Origin of the sequence: Azonexus sp., from assembly GCF_049652925.1 — a bacterium.
Classification (GTDB): Bacteria; Pseudomonadota; Gammaproteobacteria; order Burkholderiales; family Rhodocyclaceae; genus Azonexus.
This window is the reverse complement of record NZ_JBASFI010000005.1, coordinates 140,400-155,818: the sequence shown is the minus strand read 5'-3', so window position 1 is coordinate 155,818 and position 15,419 is coordinate 140,400. Positions and strand designations below refer to the sequence as shown.

Sequence of the window (15,419 nt, the reverse complement as noted above, 5' to 3'; positions counted from 1 at the left end):
CCGTGGATGGCTTTGTCGACCCGAAATGGTCATTGGTCAGCCAAGGAAGCGGACATTGGCTGCTTGCAGGTTCGATTCTGGGGTGACAGTATTCTCGAATGGAATGACCTTCGGTAACCCACTGTCAAAATTTATGAATAGTTCATCCTCAGGAAACTCACTGGCCGAGCTAGTAACGGACTGGGGTGGGTTTGAGAAGCTCGTTGCTGAGCTGCACGATACTGGCGACGTGAATGTCGAGCACAATGTCACGCTGCCCGGACGCTCAGGTGCACCCCGTCAAATTGATGTCCTAGTTCGTTATACGCAAGGGCTGTATGAGCACCTGATTGTTGTCGAATGCAAATATCGGAACTCACCAATTGAACGTCTTCACGTGGATGCACTGGCAACAACGATACGGGAGGTAGGGGCTTCCCGCGGCGTTATTTTTTCGACAAAGGGATTCCAGAGCGGCGCCATCGCGCAGGCAGAGCACGAGAACATCTCACTCTTTCTCCTTAGGGAGCCGACCGATGCCGAGTGGGGATTGCCAGGGCGGCATCTCGACATATGGCTGCATTATGTTTCGATCAGCATTGGAAATTTAGAGATGCCGGGCACAACGGCAACGCCGCTCCGTCCAGGTGTTTCCCCCAGAATTGATATTCGTTTGGGTGATCCAGCGGGACCATCTCAAACACGGATTGAGGTCGATGGTAAGCCGCACCCAACGCTTGAAGAACTCCTCCTGGATATTGCCAACCGTTCTGCTCAGTTGGCATATCGCCCCACTCATATAGATTTTGGTGGGACATTCGAGGGAACCGTAAAGAACGTAATTAAGGTGAATTTCGCGCCAGAAACACCCACTCAGATATTCCTCGATGGAGCCATAATTTTCGCCCCGCGCATAACATTCGACCTGGGGACCAAAGTGACCCAATCCAGGCTTCAGCTTGACCGTGGCACTCCTTATGCATTTGTTCTTGCCATTGAGGATTGCATAAAGAAAGTGGTTACAAAGGCGTACAGAGGCCGGGAAGAGGCGGTTACCCAACTCCACCCAACCGGGGATACCACCGCAGAGTTGTCCGGAGATCCGTATAAAAATGGCTCAATCATGTCCATTTGGTTGAAGGGGTTCGAAAACTTTGACGAGTTTTCTGGGGTCACTCCATCGAGCGGTTCGGAAGTACTGCTCAAGCTCGTCCTCTAAAATATGCACATACCCATCTGGTGACTAGAACGACCGCTAGCAAGGAAAAACACGCAACATCTGCTGCTGGCCGATTGCCGCTTATCACTGGCTCCACAGCGTTCGATGGCTAATACCGGCCACCTTCTCTCCTCTGCGTGTCGACATGTCCATTTTGGTCAATTTTTCGGGTTGACCGTAGCAAAGCGGTACGCTGCGTACCCCTACGCAATCTAACGTATTTCTCCCGAACAACCCCGGTCGTACTCTGGCGCTGCACTGCAACAACGCAGTTTGACCAGATTTCCATTCCGAGGAGCTTCCATGAGCAATCGTCGCAACTTCATCAAGGCAACCGTTCTCGCCGCCGCCCTGTCGTCCATCGGCATGGCCGCCCACGCCGCCGACACCATCAAGGTCGGCGTGCTGCACTCCCTGTCCGGCACCATGGCCATTTCCGAGACCGCGCTCAAGGAAACCGTGCTGATGACCATCGACGAAATCAACAAGTCCGGCGGCGTCATGGGCAAGAAGCTCGAGCCGGTCGTTGTCGACCCCGCTTCCAATTGGCCGCTGTTCGCCGAAAAGGCCCGCCAGCTGCTGACCAAGGACAAGGTTGCCGTCACCTTCGGCTGCTGGACCTCGGTGTCGCGCAAGTCCGTGCTGCCGGTTTACAAGGAACTGAACGGCCTGCTCTTCTACCCGGTTCAGTACGAAGGCGAAGAGCTTGAGAAGAACGTCTTCTACACCGGCGCCGCGCCCAACCAGCAAGCCATCCCGGCCGTCGAATACTTGATGTCCAAGGACGGCGGCGAAGCCAAGCGCTTCGTGCTGCTCGGCACCGACTACGTCTATCCGCGCACCACCAACAAGATTCTGCGCGCCTTCCTGAAGTCCAAGGGCGTGGCTGACGCCGACATCATGGAAGACTACACGCCGTTCGGCCACAGCGATTACCAGACCATCATCGCCAAGATCAAGAAGTTCGCCTCCGAAGGCAAGAAGACCGCAGTCGTGTCGACCATCAACGGCGACTCCAACGTGCCGTTCTACAAGGAACTCGGCAATGCCGGCCTGAAGGCTACCGATGTGCCGGTCGTCGCCTTCTCGGTCGGTGAAGAGGAACTGCGCGGCGTCGATACCAAGCCGCTGGTCGGCCACCTGGCTTCGTGGAACTACTTCATGTCGCTCAAGAATCCGGAAAACGACAAGTTCGTGAAGATGTACCGCGACTGGGCCAAGAAGGCCAAGCTGCCGAACGCCGACAAGGTTGTGACGAACGACCCGATGGAAGCCACCTACATCGGCATCCACATGTGGAAGCAGGCGGTCGAGAAGGCCAAGTCCACCGACACCGACAAGGTCATCGCCGCCATGGCCGGCCAGACCTTCAAGGCACCGAGCGGCATCATGTCGAAGATGGACGAAAAGAACCACCACCTGCACAAGTCGGTATTCATCGGCGAAGTGAAGGCCGACGGCCAGTTCAACGTCGTCTGGAAGACGCCCGGCCCGGTCAAGGCCCAGCCGTGGAGCCCGTTCATCGCCGGCAACGACAAGAAGAAGGACGAGCCGGAAATGAAGTAGTCCGGAGCTACTGTCAGTCGCAGGAACGGGGGCTTCGGCCCCCGTCTTTACGTCCGGTCTTAGCATTCTTTGACATTGTCCGGCGATGACAGGGATACGCCGATCAGGCATAGTCGGCCCCTTGCGCATTCCCGATGAAAAGCAGTTCCCATGACAACTGACACGCGGGCAAACATCCGTCTGGCCCAGCTCCACCTCTACGTAGACATCCATCTTCACGATCGCTATCTGGCGCCGCCGCTGGCTCTGGTGGTCGCCGCGCTGCTCACCAACTGGGTTCCCGTCGCGTGGGCCGCTGCCTGGGCTGGTGCCGAACTGCTGATCATCGCCAACTACATCCGTGTTTATCGCGCCTTCAAGCGCAGCAACGCCACGCCGCGCGACGAACCGCGCTGGGCCCGACGCATCGCCATCGCCCACGGCGCCCACATGCTGGCCTGGTCGTCGCTGGTTTTCTGGGCCTGGCAACCAGGCAGCTTTCCCAGTCTGGTGTTCATCATGCTGGTGCACATCGGCCTGATTTCGCTGACCACCTCGATGAGCAATGCCCATCTGCGCATCCTCGCTTTCGACATGATCTTTCCCATCCTGGCCCTGCTCGGGCCGCCACTGCTTGAGTTCAGCTGGTTCAACGTCGGCCTTTGCCTGCTCGGTGCCGGTTTCAGTGCCTTGATGCTGCTCGTCGCCCGGCAGATCAATGCCTATTCGACCGAGGCCCTGCAACTGCGCCAGCGTAACGACATACTGATCCGCGAACTTGAATCGCAAGCCTCACGCGATTCGCTGACCGGCCTGGTCAATCGCCGCTATTTCCTCGCCGAGGCCAACCGGCAAATTCAGGCAGCACAACGTTCCCCGCAGGTGCTGGCCCTGATGATCATCGATCTCGATCACTTCAAGCAGGTCAATGACCAGTATGGCCACCTGGGTGGCGACGAGGTGCTGGTGGCTGTTGTCGATGCCTTGTCCCGGCACCTGCGCACCGGCGATTGGCTGGGGAGGCTGGGCGGCGAGGAGTTCGCCCTGCTCCTGCCCGAGACGACGCAGGCCGAAGCCATGGAAACGGCCGAGCGCCTGCGCCAGGCGACGGCCGCGCTGCACCTCGACATCCAGGGGCACCCCGTTAATCCGACCGTCAGCATCGGCATTGCCTTGCTGGACAAGGAGGATCTCAGCCTGTCCAATCTCATGCACCGGGCCGACCTGGCGATGTACGCGGCCAAGACACAAGGCCGCAACCGCGTCGTCTGCGCCACGCCGGCCGTGTCGCCGGAGATGGTGAGTCCACGCGCAAACACGGCAGCCATCCCGGTCTAGCCGGAAGCGAAATAATCCGGATCGATTGCCAATCGAACGAACGGGGGCCGAGGCCCCCGTTTTCAATTTTGGCCAAAATTTCCGGTTGACCGTGGGATTGGGCGCGCGGGGTTCAGACCACCCGTTTGGCACCGAAAGTGCTTACTCTCTGCCGGATGCGACGATGACCGCAGTTTTGTCTGTCATTTGTCGCACACTCATCCCGCCCTTGTTGCATTCGATACTACGGAGAGCGTCGTGCCCGTACTGACTGAAAATACCACCCTGATCGCACTCAAATCCGCCAAACCTACCGGCCTGGGCATGACCCAGCTCGGCATTCCCGTGCTTGACAGCACTCAGGTGAAGAAGGGCAAGCTACATGAGTTTCTGCAGTCCACCGAGGACGGCAAGGTTGGCCGCCGCTACCAGAACATCCGGGTGACCGCGGTCAGGACAGCCGAAGGCGGCGTCGAGTCGGCCAAGGTCTTCCTGCAGTTCGAGGTCTTCGGCGACGACAACGTGCCGGAAGGCGCTTGTGGTGGCTACACGGTGGCGCTGCTGAGCGGCGCGGACGCTCTGCTGACCCTGCCGGCGAGCAGCCTCTTCCTGCCTTATGGCCGCGCCTGGTACGAGAATCAGGTGGTCTTTGACGTGCCGCTCAGCATCTTCGACAAGGCAGACCAACTGCAACTCACGGTTGCGGCCGATCAGGTGCGGGCAATCTGAGCGCTGACGATGGTTCAGGCGGGCGGTGCGATGCCGCTCGCGGCCAGCTGTCGTTCCAGCGTGTCGGCGGCGGCCGCGATATCGAGCACGCGCCGGCGCATCAGCGCCAGCATTTCGCCGAGCAGCACGGCCGGCGGCGCTTCCATGACGCCCAGACCAACCAGCCAGCTGGCCAGGGCCGCCTCGTTGCGGTCAAGGGCCCGCGCGGTTTCGCGTTGCCAATCGCTGCCGTAGAGCAGGCGCGCGTTGTCGCGAAAAATCTGGCGTGCCGCTTCGTCGGCGGCCATGGCGTCGAGCGGCAGGGCAGTGCCGCCGGCCTCCTCGACGGCCATCGGCTGCGTCTGCATTGCTTCGGCCAGACGGCTCAGTTCCGGCAGGATTGATCGCACCAATTCCAGGCCGCTCAGCGGCACGATCCAGCAACGGTGCTTGGCACTCCAGCGTGTTTTCGGCGCCCAGCGCAGCAGGCGCTCGATGGTGTCGGTGTACTCGGCCTTGATGATGATGGCGCGGTCGGTGGCATAAACCCACGGGTTGGCAGGCAACGGATGGGCGGTGAGGCGGGAGTGGGCTTCTTCGTCGGTCAGCATGGCAGGTGGCGTGAGCCTGGTTGGTGGCGTGCCGGGTGATTCCGGAGGCTCTGCCACAACAGCGTTACAACTTGCCAATTGGCGAGACAGGGGCCGCAGCCCCTGTTTTCGATTTTGGCCGATATTTCCGGTTGACCGGGGAATCGCCGTTTAGGCTGCTACAGCGATCCACGGCTTCCGGCCGGTGCCTCAGACGCGCAGCAGGGCCTTGACCAGGCGTTCCGACAGCTGCTCTTCGGTGAATTGCGGTTCGTTCGGCGGGTAGAGGGAATTTTCTTCGATCTCGAAACCCTCGGCGGCGGACAGGGCACGGAGTTCCTTGATTTTCAGGCAGGCCTTCAACTGGGCGCCCAGTTCGGGATTGGCTCTGGCTTTTTCAGAAAAGGCCTTGATCGGTGCAACGGACATGATTTCTCCTTGGGTTAAAACAAAATGGGCATTGCTTTGGCAGCCTTCTCAGGCCGGGTAGTCGAGCGTTTCCGGATCGTCCCCGGCGTTCTGAATCACGGCCTGGGCCAGCCTGCCATCCGAGTGATAGTGGTAATCGTGACAAACCTCGATCTCGCCATAAACCACCTTCTCGCAGCGCGTCAGCAAGCCGCCAACGTCGAACGCCCCACGGTAGAAAGTGTTTCGGTTGCGCATGTCTTCAGCGGCGAGTTCGCCCACCAGATTGAGTGGCAGGCGAGCCCCGCTGTAGCTCGTGAAGTAGCGGATCGTCAGATCGGAGGAGTTCATGGCTGGTTCAGGATTGTCGGATAGACCACAAAAACCCGCCAAAAAAGCAGGTCAGGGACTGAACTAGCAAATTCAGGACCAAGGCGCGCCCGGCGGCGCCAAAGCCCTACGCAATTCATCGTATTCCTGATCACGAGCCCGCCCCGTAACCTGTCGTTGCACTGCACAAATTGCGGACGGGAATTTGATGAAAAAAACGCTAATTGCTTTACTGCTCAGCCTCGGCAGCCTGTCGGCGCAAGCCGCGCTCGACCCGGCGCAGGTGCGCCAGCTGGCCGCCGAGGATTCGACCGACAAGGTGGCAGCCATCCGCCAACTGACGCAGACGGCCGACCCGGATGCCGTGCGCGTTCTCAAGGCGATGTCGGAAGACAGCCTGTTCCTGGCCGGCGACAAGGTGGTGATTATCGATGGTGACAAGGCTTTCGACGGGGCGACCGGCGAAGCGATCAAGATGCCGGCCAATCCGGAATCGCCGACGGTCAATAACCGCATTCGCGGCGAACTGGCCAGCGCCTTGGCCGCGCTCAAGCTGTTCGATGCCGATGTGAGCGTTCGCCTCGCTTCCGCCCAGAAACTGCAAAGCCAGGTGACGCCGGAAATGGCGCCGCTGCTGGCCCGCGCGCTGGAGAAGGAAAGCGACTCGCAGATCAAGGCGCTGCTCGTCCTCGCCCACGCCCAGGCCAACTTGGCCCACACCGACCCCGCCGCCCGCCTCGCTGCGGTCAAGGCGCTGGCCGAAACTTCTTCGCCCACCATCAAGAGCGTCCTCTTGCCGCTTACCGAAAAGGCTGGCGAGCCCGATGACAAGGTGCGCTACGAAGCCATCGCGGCGGTGAAGGCGATCGACAGCCGACTGGCCATCGCCGAGAACGTCGGCCGCGCCTTCTCCGGCCTGTCGCTCGGCAGCATCTTGCTCCTTGGCGCCCTCGGCCTGGCCATCACCTACGGCGTCATGGGCATCATCAACATGGCGCACGGCGAATTGTTGATGGTCGGCGCGTACGCCACCTACGGCATGCAGACGCTGTTCCGCGCCTATTTCCCTGATGCCATCGATTGGTACCTGCCGGCCGCTATTCCGGTCGCCTTCTTCGCCGCCGCAATGGTCGGCGTGATCATGGAACGCACGGTGATCCGCTGGCTCTACGGCCGCACGCTGGAAACCCTGCTCGCCACCTGGGGCCTGTCGCTGGTGCTGATCCAGTCGGCGCGTGTGCTGTTCGGCGCGCAGAACGTCGAAGTCTCGAACCCGAGCTGGATGTCGGGCGGCATCGAGGTCATGCCCAACCTGATCCTGCCGTGGAACCGCATCATCATCGTCGGCTTTGCGATGTTCGTGCTCTTCCTCGTCTGGGTGCTGATGAACAAGACGCGCCTCGGCATGTTCGTCCGCGCCGTGACGCAGAACCGCCCGATGGCCGGCTGCGTCGGTGTGCCGACGGCGCGCATCGACACCATGGCCTTCGCGCTGGGCGCCGGCATCGCCGGGCTGGGCGGCGTCGCGCTGTCGCAGATTTCCAACGTCGGTCCGGACATGGGCCAGGGCTACATCGTCGATTCCTTCATGGTCGTTGTCGTCGGCGGCGTCGGGCAACTCGCCGGCGCGGTCTGGGCGGCGCTTGGCCTGGGCATCTTCAGCAAGCTGCTCGAAGGCTGGGCCGGGGCGGTCATCGCCAAGATCAGCATCCTCGTCTGCATCATCATCTTCATCCAGAAACGGCCGCAGGGCATCTTCGCCCTCAAGGGCCGCTTCGTCGAGTAAGGCTGAACCATGCGCAAACCCCTCACCCTCCGCATTGTGTCCTCCCTCGACACCAAAAGCTGGATCGCCCTCGGCATCTTCCTCGCCCTCGCGCTGGTCGTCGTCCCGGTCCTCCACCTCAACTTCCCGGAAGACAGCGCCTTCCACGTCTCGACCTACGCCATCACGCTGATCGGCAAGATCATGTGCTACGCGCTGGTCGCCGTCGCCATGGACCTGATCTGGGGCTACGGTGGCATCCTGTCGCTTGGCCACGGGTTGTTCTTCGCACTCGGCGGCTACGCCTTCGGCATGTACCTGATGCGCCAGATCGGCCGCGACGGCTCCTACGGCGCCGATCTGCCCGACTTCATGGTCTTCCTCGACTGGAAGGAACTGCCGTGGTTCTGGCTCGGCAGCGACAGCTTCGGCTGGGTCGCTTTCCTGGTCATGGCCGTGCCGGCTGTCGTTGCCTTCGTCTTCGGCTACTTCGCCTTCCGCTCGCGGATCAAGGGCGTCTATTTCTCGATCATCACCCAGGCCCTGACCTACGCCGCGATGCTGCTCTTCTTCCGCAACGAAACCGGCTTCGGCGGCAACAACGGCTTCACCGACTTCAAGCGCGTGCTGGGTTACAGCGTCACCTCATCGGAAACCCGGCTGGTCCTGTTTGGCCTGACCGCCGTGATGCTTGCCGTGACGCTGGTCTTTGCTGCCTGGCTGGTCAAATCCAAGTTCGGCCGGGTGCTGACTGCCATCCGCGACGCCGAGAGCCGCGTCATGTTCATCGGCTACAACCCGCTTTGGTACAAGCTGACCATCTGGGTCATCTCCGCCATCCTGTGCGGCATCGCCGGCGCGCTCTACGTGCCGCAGGTCGGCATCATCAACCCGTCCGAAATGAGCCCCGGCAACTCCATCGAAATCGCCATCTGGGTCGCCGTCGGCGGGCGCGGTACGCTGATCGGGCCGATCATCGGCGCCTTCGTGGTGAATCTCGCCAAAAGCTGGTTCACCGTCAGCTTCCCGGAATACTGGCTGTTCTTCCTCGGCCTGCTCTTCATCGTCGTGACGCTGATGCTGCCGCAAGGCCTGGTCGGGCTGTGGAAGAAACTGATGGCCAGAAAAGGAGCCGAAGCATGAACACGATTGACCTTTTCGAAGATGACCGTCCGGAAGGCAGCGATGGCGCGGATCAGATGGGGCACTTCGTCACCGGCGAACTCGACCTGTCGCACGGCGTTGCCCTCTACCTCGAAGACATCACCGTCAGCTTCGACGGCTTCAAGGCCCTGAACAACCTGAATCTCGAAATCAACGCCGGCGAGCTGCGCTGCATCATCGGCCCGAACGGTGCCGGCAAAACGACGATGATGGACGTCATCACCGGCAAGACCCGCCCCGATTCGGGCAAGGCCTACTTCGGTCAGTCGATCGACCTGACCCGCCTGACTGAACCGGAAATCGCCCACGTCGGCATCGGTCGCAAGTTCCAGAAACCGACCATCTTCGAGCAGCACACGGTGTTCGAAAATCTCGAACTGGCCATGAAGACCGACAAGCGCGTCTGGAAAAGTCTGATGGCCTGGCTGGCCGGCGATGAACGCGACAAGATCGCCGAAACCCTGCGCTTGATTCGGCTGGACAAGGAACCCGACCGGCAAGCCGGCTTGCTCTCGCATGGGCAAAAGCAGTGGCTGGAGATCGGCATGCTGCTGATGCAGGAACCCAAGCTGCTGCTGTTGGATGAGCCGGTCGCCGGCATGACCGACGATGAAACCATGCGCACGGCCGAACTGTTCGTCTCGCTGGCCGGCAAGCATTCACTGGTCGTCGTTGAGCACGACATGGCCTTCGTCGAAAAACTCGGCGGCCTTGTCACCGTGCTGCACGAAGGGTCAGTGCTGGCCGAGGGCGATCTCGCCACGGTGCAGAACGACCAGCGCGTCATCGAGGTGTATCTCGGCCGCTGAGTTGGCCGCTGAACAGATTTCATTTTTGGGCATTTTTTCCGGTTGACCGTGGAAACCCCGGCAGCCAACCCGAACAGGACAAAACATCATGTTGAAAGTCGATACCCTCAACCAGGCCTACGGCGGTAGCCACATCCTGCGCGGCCTCAGCTTCGAGGTCAAAACCGGCGAAGTCACCACCCTGCTCGGCCGCAACGGCGTCGGCAAGACCACGCTGCTCAAGTCGCTGATGGGCCTCGTCAAAACCAAATCGGGCAGCATTACCTTCGACGGCAAGGACATCACGAACCTGCCGCCGCACGAACGCGTCAAGGCCGGCATCGGCTTCGTCCCGCAAGGCCGCGAGATCTTCCCGCGCCTGACCGTCGAGGAAAACTTGCTCATGGGCCTCGCCACCAAACCCGGCAGTACGCCGATTCCGCAGCGCATCTTCGACATGTTCCCTGTGCTCAAACAGATGATGCACCGCCGCGGCGGCGACCTCTCCGGTGGCCAGCAACAACAACTGGCCATCGGCCGCGCCCTGGCCATGGGCCCCAAGCTGCTCATTCTCGACGAACCCACCGAAGGCATCCAGCCCTCGATCATCAAGGACATCGAACGCGCCATCCGAATGCTGGCCGAAACCGGCGAAATGGCCATCCTGCTCGTCGAGCAATACTACGACTTCGCCGAATCCCTGGCCGACCAGTACCTGCTCATGGAGCGCGGCGAATTCATCATGCGCGGCCGGGGTGAAACGATGCCGCAGGATGGGGTGCGCGAGGCGCTGGCGGTATAAGCTGAATATCGCGAAGTCATTGGGGCTGTCGCGTTTCGCCCGATCAATGGCTTGCGTAGCGCCGACGGCAATAGTTTGTTGCCAATGGTCTGGGCCGGGCCCCGTCTCAGGCACAATACGGCGGAATAATGTCTACAGGAAGTACGCACATGTCCCTGGTTCTTGGTGAGATCAGCAACGGCATCGGCACCGTTACGCTGAACCACGATATCAAGCGCAATGCGCTGTCCGAACACCTGGTCCAGGCAATTGCCGCGACCTTGGCAAGCTTCAAGGAGGCTAAGGTGCGCGTCGCCATCCTGCGCGCCCAGCCCGGCGCGCAGGTCTGGTCCGCTGGCCACGATGTTTCCGAGCTGCCGCTTGGCGGACTCGACCCACTTGGCTGGCAAGACCCGCTGCGCATGCTGATCCGCGAGGTGGAGGCTTTTCCAGCCCCGGTCATCGCGCTGATCGAGGGAAGTGTATGGGGCGGAGCCTGCGAACTGGTCTTTGCCTGCGACATGATCGTCGCCACCCCGGAGGCAACTTTTGCTGCGACACCAGCCAAGCTCGGTGTGCCCTACAACGCCACCGGTCTGCTCACCTTCCTCAATGCCGCGCCACCGCACATTGCAAAAGAGCTGCTTTTTACCAGTCGACCGATGACGGCCGCGCGCCTCGAACGTCAGGGCATCATCAACCATGTCGTGCCGGCCGCCGAAATTTCGGATTTTACGCACGACATGGCGCAGACCATCGCCCACAACTCGCCGCTGGCGATCGGTGTCATGAAGGAGCAACTGCGCATCCTGGCCGCCGCACACGCCTTGTCGCCAGCCGATTTCGAGCGTATCCAGGGCTTGCGTCGGGTGGTGTATAACAGTCGCGACTATGCCGAAGGGATCAATGCATTCAAGGAAAAACGCAAGCCGCTCTATCTTGGCGAATAGCCGAAAAGGAGAAATATGCTCCTTCTTTCGATGCTGCGCGCCGGGGTCGGGCCGCCAGGAAAAATCTGCCAAGCTCGCCCGTAAGCTGCCTACGCTTTCCTGCGTATGGTCGGCACTGGGGGTTTTGCCGATAATCCGGCCATGAACAGCCGCCTGTCGATCGCCCCGCCCAACTGGCATGCCGAATTGCAACTCGGCTTTGCGCGCCGCGATGCGCGCTCCGTGCTGCGCGAAAATCGTCATTTGGGGCCCTTGCGGGTGCAAAAGGCGCTTTACCCGGAAGGCGAAGGTGTTTGCCAGACCATCCTGCTCCATCCGCCCTCAGGCATCGCCGGCGGCGACCACTTGCACATTGCTGCGACGCTCGACGCCTCCGCGCAGGCCCAGATCACCACGCCCGGCGCCGGCAAGTGGTATCGCTCGGGCGGCGCCGAGGCCAGCCAGCACATCGACTTCATTGTCGGCGCCGGAGCCGTGCTCGAATGGCTACCGCAGGAAACCATCGTGTTCGACGGCGCCCGGGCGCGCATGGAAACCCGTGTTGCGCTGGCCGCCGACAGCCGCTATATCGGCTGGGACATCCTGTGTCTCGGCCGGGCGGCGGCTGGCGAGCGTTTTGAAAATGGTCGATTTGACCTGTTTTTTCGGGTTGACCGTGGCAACCGTCCGATCTGGATCGAACGTGGTGGCTTCGACGGCAGCGATCCGATGTTGAGCAGCCCGGCCGGCTGGGCCGGCGCCACGGTGTGCGGCACCTTGCTGTGCACCTTTCCCGAATTGCCGCAGCAGGCGGTAGCCCTGCTCGAAGCCTGCCGCAAAGTCGTCCCCGTCGATGGCGCCAATCATGGCCTGAGCGCCTTGCCCGGCATGCTCGTCGCCCGTTACCTCGGCGACAGCAGCGAAGCCGCCCGGTTGTGGTTCGCCGACCTGTGGTCCATCCTGCGTCCGGCCTGTTGCGGTCGACCGGCAGTTACCCCCCGAATCTGGAATACCTGAGGAGTCTTCATGGAACTGACACCGCGCGAAAAAGACAAACTGCTGATCTTCACCGCCGGCCTGCTCGCCGAGCGGCGCCAGGCCAGGGGCCTGAAGCTGAACTACCCGGAAGCCGTGGCGCTGATCACCTGCGCCATCATGGAAGGTGCCCGCGAAGGCAGGACTGTCGCCGAATTGATGCACGCCGGCACGCAGGTGCTGAGCCGCGCTGACGTGATCGACGGCATCGCCGAGCTGATCCCGGAAATTCAGGTCGAGGCGACGTTTCCGGACGGCACCAAGCTGGTCACCGTGCATAACCCGATTGTTTGAGGAGCTGACATGATCCCCGGAGAACTCCTCGCCGAACCCGGCGAACTCGAACTCAACGCCGGTCGGCCGACCATCACGCTGGTTGTCGCCAACACCGGTGACCGGCCGATCCAGGTCGGTTCGCACTACCATTTTTTCGAAACCAACGCCGGCCTCTCCTTCGACCGCGAAGCAGCGCGCGGCTTCCGTCTCGACATCGCCGCCGGTACTGCCGTGCGCTTCGAGCCGGGCCAGACGCGCACCGTGCAACTGGTGGCGCTGGCCGGTGACCGCAAGGTCTATGGTTTCCGTGGCCTGATCCAGGGGGCGCTATGAGCACGAAAATTACCCGTCAGGCTTACGCCGAAATGTTCGGCCCGACCACTGGCGACCGCCTGCGCCTGGCTGATACCGAACTGATCATCGAGGTCGAAAAGGACCACACCATCTACGGCGAAGAAGTGAAATTCGGTGGTGGCAAGGTCATCCGCGACGGCATGGGCCAGGGCCAGCGCGTCTCGGCTGAGACGGTCGATACCGTCATCACCAATGCGCTGATCGTCGATGCCGTCACCGGCATCGTCAAGGCCGACATCGGCTTGAAAGACGGCCACATTGCCGCCATCGGCAAAGCCGGCAACCCGGACATCCAGCCCGGCGTCACGATTGTGATCGGCCCCGGCACCGAAGTCATCGCCGGCGAGGGCATGATCGTCACGGCCGGCGGCATCGACAGTCACATCCATTTCATCTGCCCGCAGCAGATCGACGAGGCGCTCTATTCCGGCGTGACCACTATGATCGGCGGCGGCACCGGGCCGGCCACCGGCACTTTCGCCACGACCTGCACGCCGGGACCGTGGCACATCCACCGCATGCTCGAAGCCGCCGACGCTTTCCCGATGAACCTCGGTTTCCTCGGCAAGGGCAACGCCAGCCTGCCGGAAGCCCTGCGCGAACAGGTCGAGGCCGGGGCGATGGGCCTCAAGTTGCACGAAGACTGGGGTACGACACCGGCCGCCATCGACTGCTGTCTGACAGTGGCCGACGAGATGGACGTGCAGGTCGCCATCCACTCCGACACGCTCAACGAATCCGGCTTCGTCGAAGCGACGCTGGGCGCCTTCAAGGGCCGCACCATCCACACCTTCCACACCGAAGGCGCCGGCGGCGGCCACGCCCCGGACATCATCAAGGCAGCCGGCCTGCCCAATGTCCTGCCCAGTTCGACCAACCCGACCATGCCCTACACGGTGAACACCATCGACGAGCATCTCGACATGCTGATGGTTTGCCACCACCTCGACCCGAGCATCGCTGAGGACATCGCCTTCGCCGAATCGCGCATCCGCCGCGAGACCATCGCTGCCGAAGACATCTTGCACGACCTCGGTGCCTTCTCGATGATGTCCTCCGATTCGCAAGCCATGGGCCGCGTCGGCGAGGTCATCATCCGCACCTGGCAGGCGGCGCACAAGATGAAGCTGCAGCGCGGCGCCTTGCCGGAAGACAATGCGCGCAACGATAACTTCCGCGTCAAACGCTACATCGCCAAGTACACGATCAACCCGGCGCTGACCCACGGCATCGCGCACACTGTCGGTTCCGTCGAAGTCGGCAAGCTGGCCGACCTGGTGCTGTGGAAACCGGCCTTCTTCGGCGTCAAACCGTCGCTCATTTTGAAGGGCGGCATGATCGCCGCCGCCGCCATGGGCGACCCCAACGCCTCGATCCCGACACCGCAGCCGGTGCATTACCGGCCGATGTTTGGTAGCTTCGGCAAGGCGCTGAAGACTTCGGTCACCTTCGTCTCGCAGGCGGCGCTGAACAACCCGGCCGTCGCTGCGCTCGGTTTGAGCAAAACGTTGATCGCCGTCTCCGGCACACGCACGCTCAAGAAGTCCGACATGGTGCACAACGGCGCGACGCCCGAAATCACCGTCGATCCCGAAACCTACGTGGTCAAGGCCGACGGCGTGCATCTGGTCTGCGAACCGGCGACAGAATTGCCGCTGGCCCAACGTTACTTCCTGTTCTGACATGTTGATTCTCAACCAACGCACCCAACAATCGGCCACCGACTCGGTCGCGCTCGCCTACGACGAACGCAAGCGCAGCCGCCTCAAGGTGACGCTCGCTTCCGGCGCCGAAGCCGGTATCTTCCTCGAGCGTGGCGACCACCTGCAGGGCGGCGACAAACTGGCAGCCGAAGATGGTTCCGTAGTCGTCGAAATCCTCGCCGCGCCGGAAAGACTCATCGAAGCCGTCGCCGACAGTCCGCTGCTCTTCGCCCGCGCCGCCTACCATCTCGGCAACCGGCATGTGCCGGTGCAGATTCTGCCGACCGAGAACGGCGGCAAACTGCGTTTCCAGGCCGACCACGTGCTGGCCGACATGGTGCGCGGTCTCGGCTGCACGGTGAGCGAAACCGAAGCCCCGTTCCAGCCTGAATCCGGCGCCTATGGGTCGCATGGTGGCCACCACCATCATGGCGACGATGAGCCGGGCCCCGACCTCCACAACCCCGGTCACGGCCCGCATCGCTCGGTGCCGAAAATCCACCAGTTCAAGCCGCGCTAAACGGGAAA

17 protein-coding genes are annotated in these 15,419 nt (G+C 61.7%); 14 read left to right on the top strand and 3 right to left on the bottom strand.

Translation table 11 applies throughout. The features are described from left to right. Positions 1–103 precede the first annotated feature (103 nt). The 4 genes from WBK19_RS02390 to WBK19_RS02375 all read left to right on the top strand — a co-directional run bounded on the left by WBK19_RS02390 (position 104) and on the right by WBK19_RS02375 (position 4,789). The gene (locus tag WBK19_RS02390; RefSeq protein WP_511286604.1) at positions 104–1,198 is read left to right on the top strand and encodes a restriction endonuclease; all 1,095 of its coding nucleotides are present in this window, start codon (positions 104–106) and stop codon (positions 1,196–1,198) included. 303 nt (positions 1,199–1,501) lie between these two features. Beyond that, the gene (gene urtA, locus WBK19_RS02385; protein ID WP_511286603.1) at positions 1,502–2,764 is read left to right on the top strand and encodes an urea ABC transporter substrate-binding protein; all 1,263 of its coding nucleotides are present in this window, start codon (positions 1,502–1,504) and stop codon (positions 2,762–2,764) included. 150 nt (positions 2,765–2,914) lie between these two features. After that, entirely contained in the window at positions 2,915–4,081 is a 1,167-nt protein-coding gene (locus WBK19_RS02380; RefSeq protein ID WP_511286601.1) for a GGDEF domain-containing protein, read from the top strand. A 237-nt stretch (positions 4,082–4,318) separates the two neighbouring features. Next, positions 4,319–4,789, top strand: a complete 471-nt coding sequence (locus tag WBK19_RS02375) for a hypothetical protein (RefSeq protein ID WP_511286599.1) — start codon at positions 4,319–4,321, stop codon at positions 4,787–4,789. A 14-nt stretch (positions 4,790–4,803) separates the two neighbouring features. Here WBK19_RS02375 and WBK19_RS02370 read toward each other — a convergent pair whose 3' ends face one another. The 3 genes from WBK19_RS02370 to WBK19_RS02360 form a co-directional block, all read right to left on the bottom strand. Beyond that, entirely contained in the window at positions 4,804–5,379 is a 576-nt protein-coding gene (locus WBK19_RS02370) for a hypothetical protein (RefSeq protein ID WP_511286597.1), read from the bottom strand. Positions 5,380–5,568: 189 nt separating this feature from the next. Next, on the bottom strand, positions 5,569–5,787 hold the full coding sequence (locus WBK19_RS02365) for a Nif11-like leader peptide family natural product precursor (protein WP_511286595.1): 219 nt from the start codon (positions 5,785–5,787) through the stop codon (positions 5,569–5,571). 48 nt (positions 5,788–5,835) lie between these two features. Continuing rightward, complete coding sequence (locus WBK19_RS02360) at positions 5,836–6,117, bottom strand: DUF6156 family protein (protein ID WP_511286593.1); 282 nt, start codon at positions 6,115–6,117, stop codon at positions 5,836–5,838. 187 nt (positions 6,118–6,304) lie between these two features. Between WBK19_RS02360 and urtB the strand changes: the two genes are divergently transcribed. The 10 genes from urtB (at position 6,305) to ureE (ending at position 15,411) form a co-directional block, all read left to right on the top strand. Continuing rightward, positions 6,305–7,882 (top strand): urea ABC transporter permease subunit UrtB, encoded by a 1,578-nt coding sequence (gene urtB / locus WBK19_RS02355; protein ID WP_511286591.1) that lies wholly within the window; start codon positions 6,305–6,307, stop codon positions 7,880–7,882. 9 nt (positions 7,883–7,891) lie between these two features. Then, complete coding sequence (gene urtC / locus WBK19_RS02350) at positions 7,892–9,004, top strand: urea ABC transporter permease subunit UrtC (protein WP_511286589.1); 1,113 nt, start codon at positions 7,892–7,894, stop codon at positions 9,002–9,004. 56 nt (positions 9,005–9,060) lie between these two features. Then, positions 9,061–9,834, top strand: a complete 774-nt coding sequence (gene urtD / locus WBK19_RS02345; RefSeq protein ID WP_511286723.1) for an urea ABC transporter ATP-binding protein UrtD — start codon at positions 9,061–9,063, stop codon at positions 9,832–9,834. A gap of 88 nt (positions 9,835–9,922) precedes the next feature. Further along, entirely contained in the window at positions 9,923–10,615 is a 693-nt protein-coding gene (gene urtE / locus WBK19_RS02340; RefSeq protein ID WP_511286587.1) for an urea ABC transporter ATP-binding subunit UrtE, read from the top strand. A 149-nt stretch (positions 10,616–10,764) separates the two neighbouring features. After that, positions 10,765–11,544, top strand: coding sequence for a methylmalonyl-CoA decarboxylase (gene scpB / locus WBK19_RS02335; protein ID WP_511286585.1), 780 nt, complete (start codon positions 10,765–10,767; stop codon positions 11,542–11,544). A gap of 141 nt (positions 11,545–11,685) precedes the next feature. Continuing rightward, positions 11,686–12,540, top strand: a complete 855-nt coding sequence (locus WBK19_RS02330) for an urease accessory protein UreD (RefSeq protein ID WP_511286583.1) — start codon at positions 11,686–11,688, stop codon at positions 12,538–12,540. A gap of 9 nt (positions 12,541–12,549) precedes the next feature. Next, the gene (ureA, locus tag WBK19_RS02325) at positions 12,550–12,852 is read left to right on the top strand and encodes an urease subunit gamma (RefSeq protein ID WP_511286581.1); all 303 of its coding nucleotides are present in this window, start codon (positions 12,550–12,552) and stop codon (positions 12,850–12,852) included. Between the two features lie 9 nt (positions 12,853–12,861). Next, complete coding sequence (locus WBK19_RS02320) at positions 12,862–13,167, top strand: urease subunit beta (RefSeq protein WP_511286579.1); 306 nt, start codon at positions 12,862–12,864, stop codon at positions 13,165–13,167. After that, positions 13,164–14,870: an urease subunit alpha gene (gene ureC, locus WBK19_RS02315; protein ID WP_511286577.1), complete on the top strand. Its 1,707-nt coding sequence runs from the start codon at positions 13,164–13,166 to the stop codon at positions 14,868–14,870. Before WBK19_RS02320 ends, ureC begins: the two co-directional genes overlap by 4 nt. A 1-nt stretch (position 14,871) precedes the next feature. Next, complete coding sequence (gene ureE / locus WBK19_RS02310; RefSeq protein WP_511286575.1) at positions 14,872–15,411, top strand: urease accessory protein UreE; 540 nt, start codon at positions 14,872–14,874, stop codon at positions 15,409–15,411. Positions 15,412–15,419 lie beyond the last annotated feature (8 nt).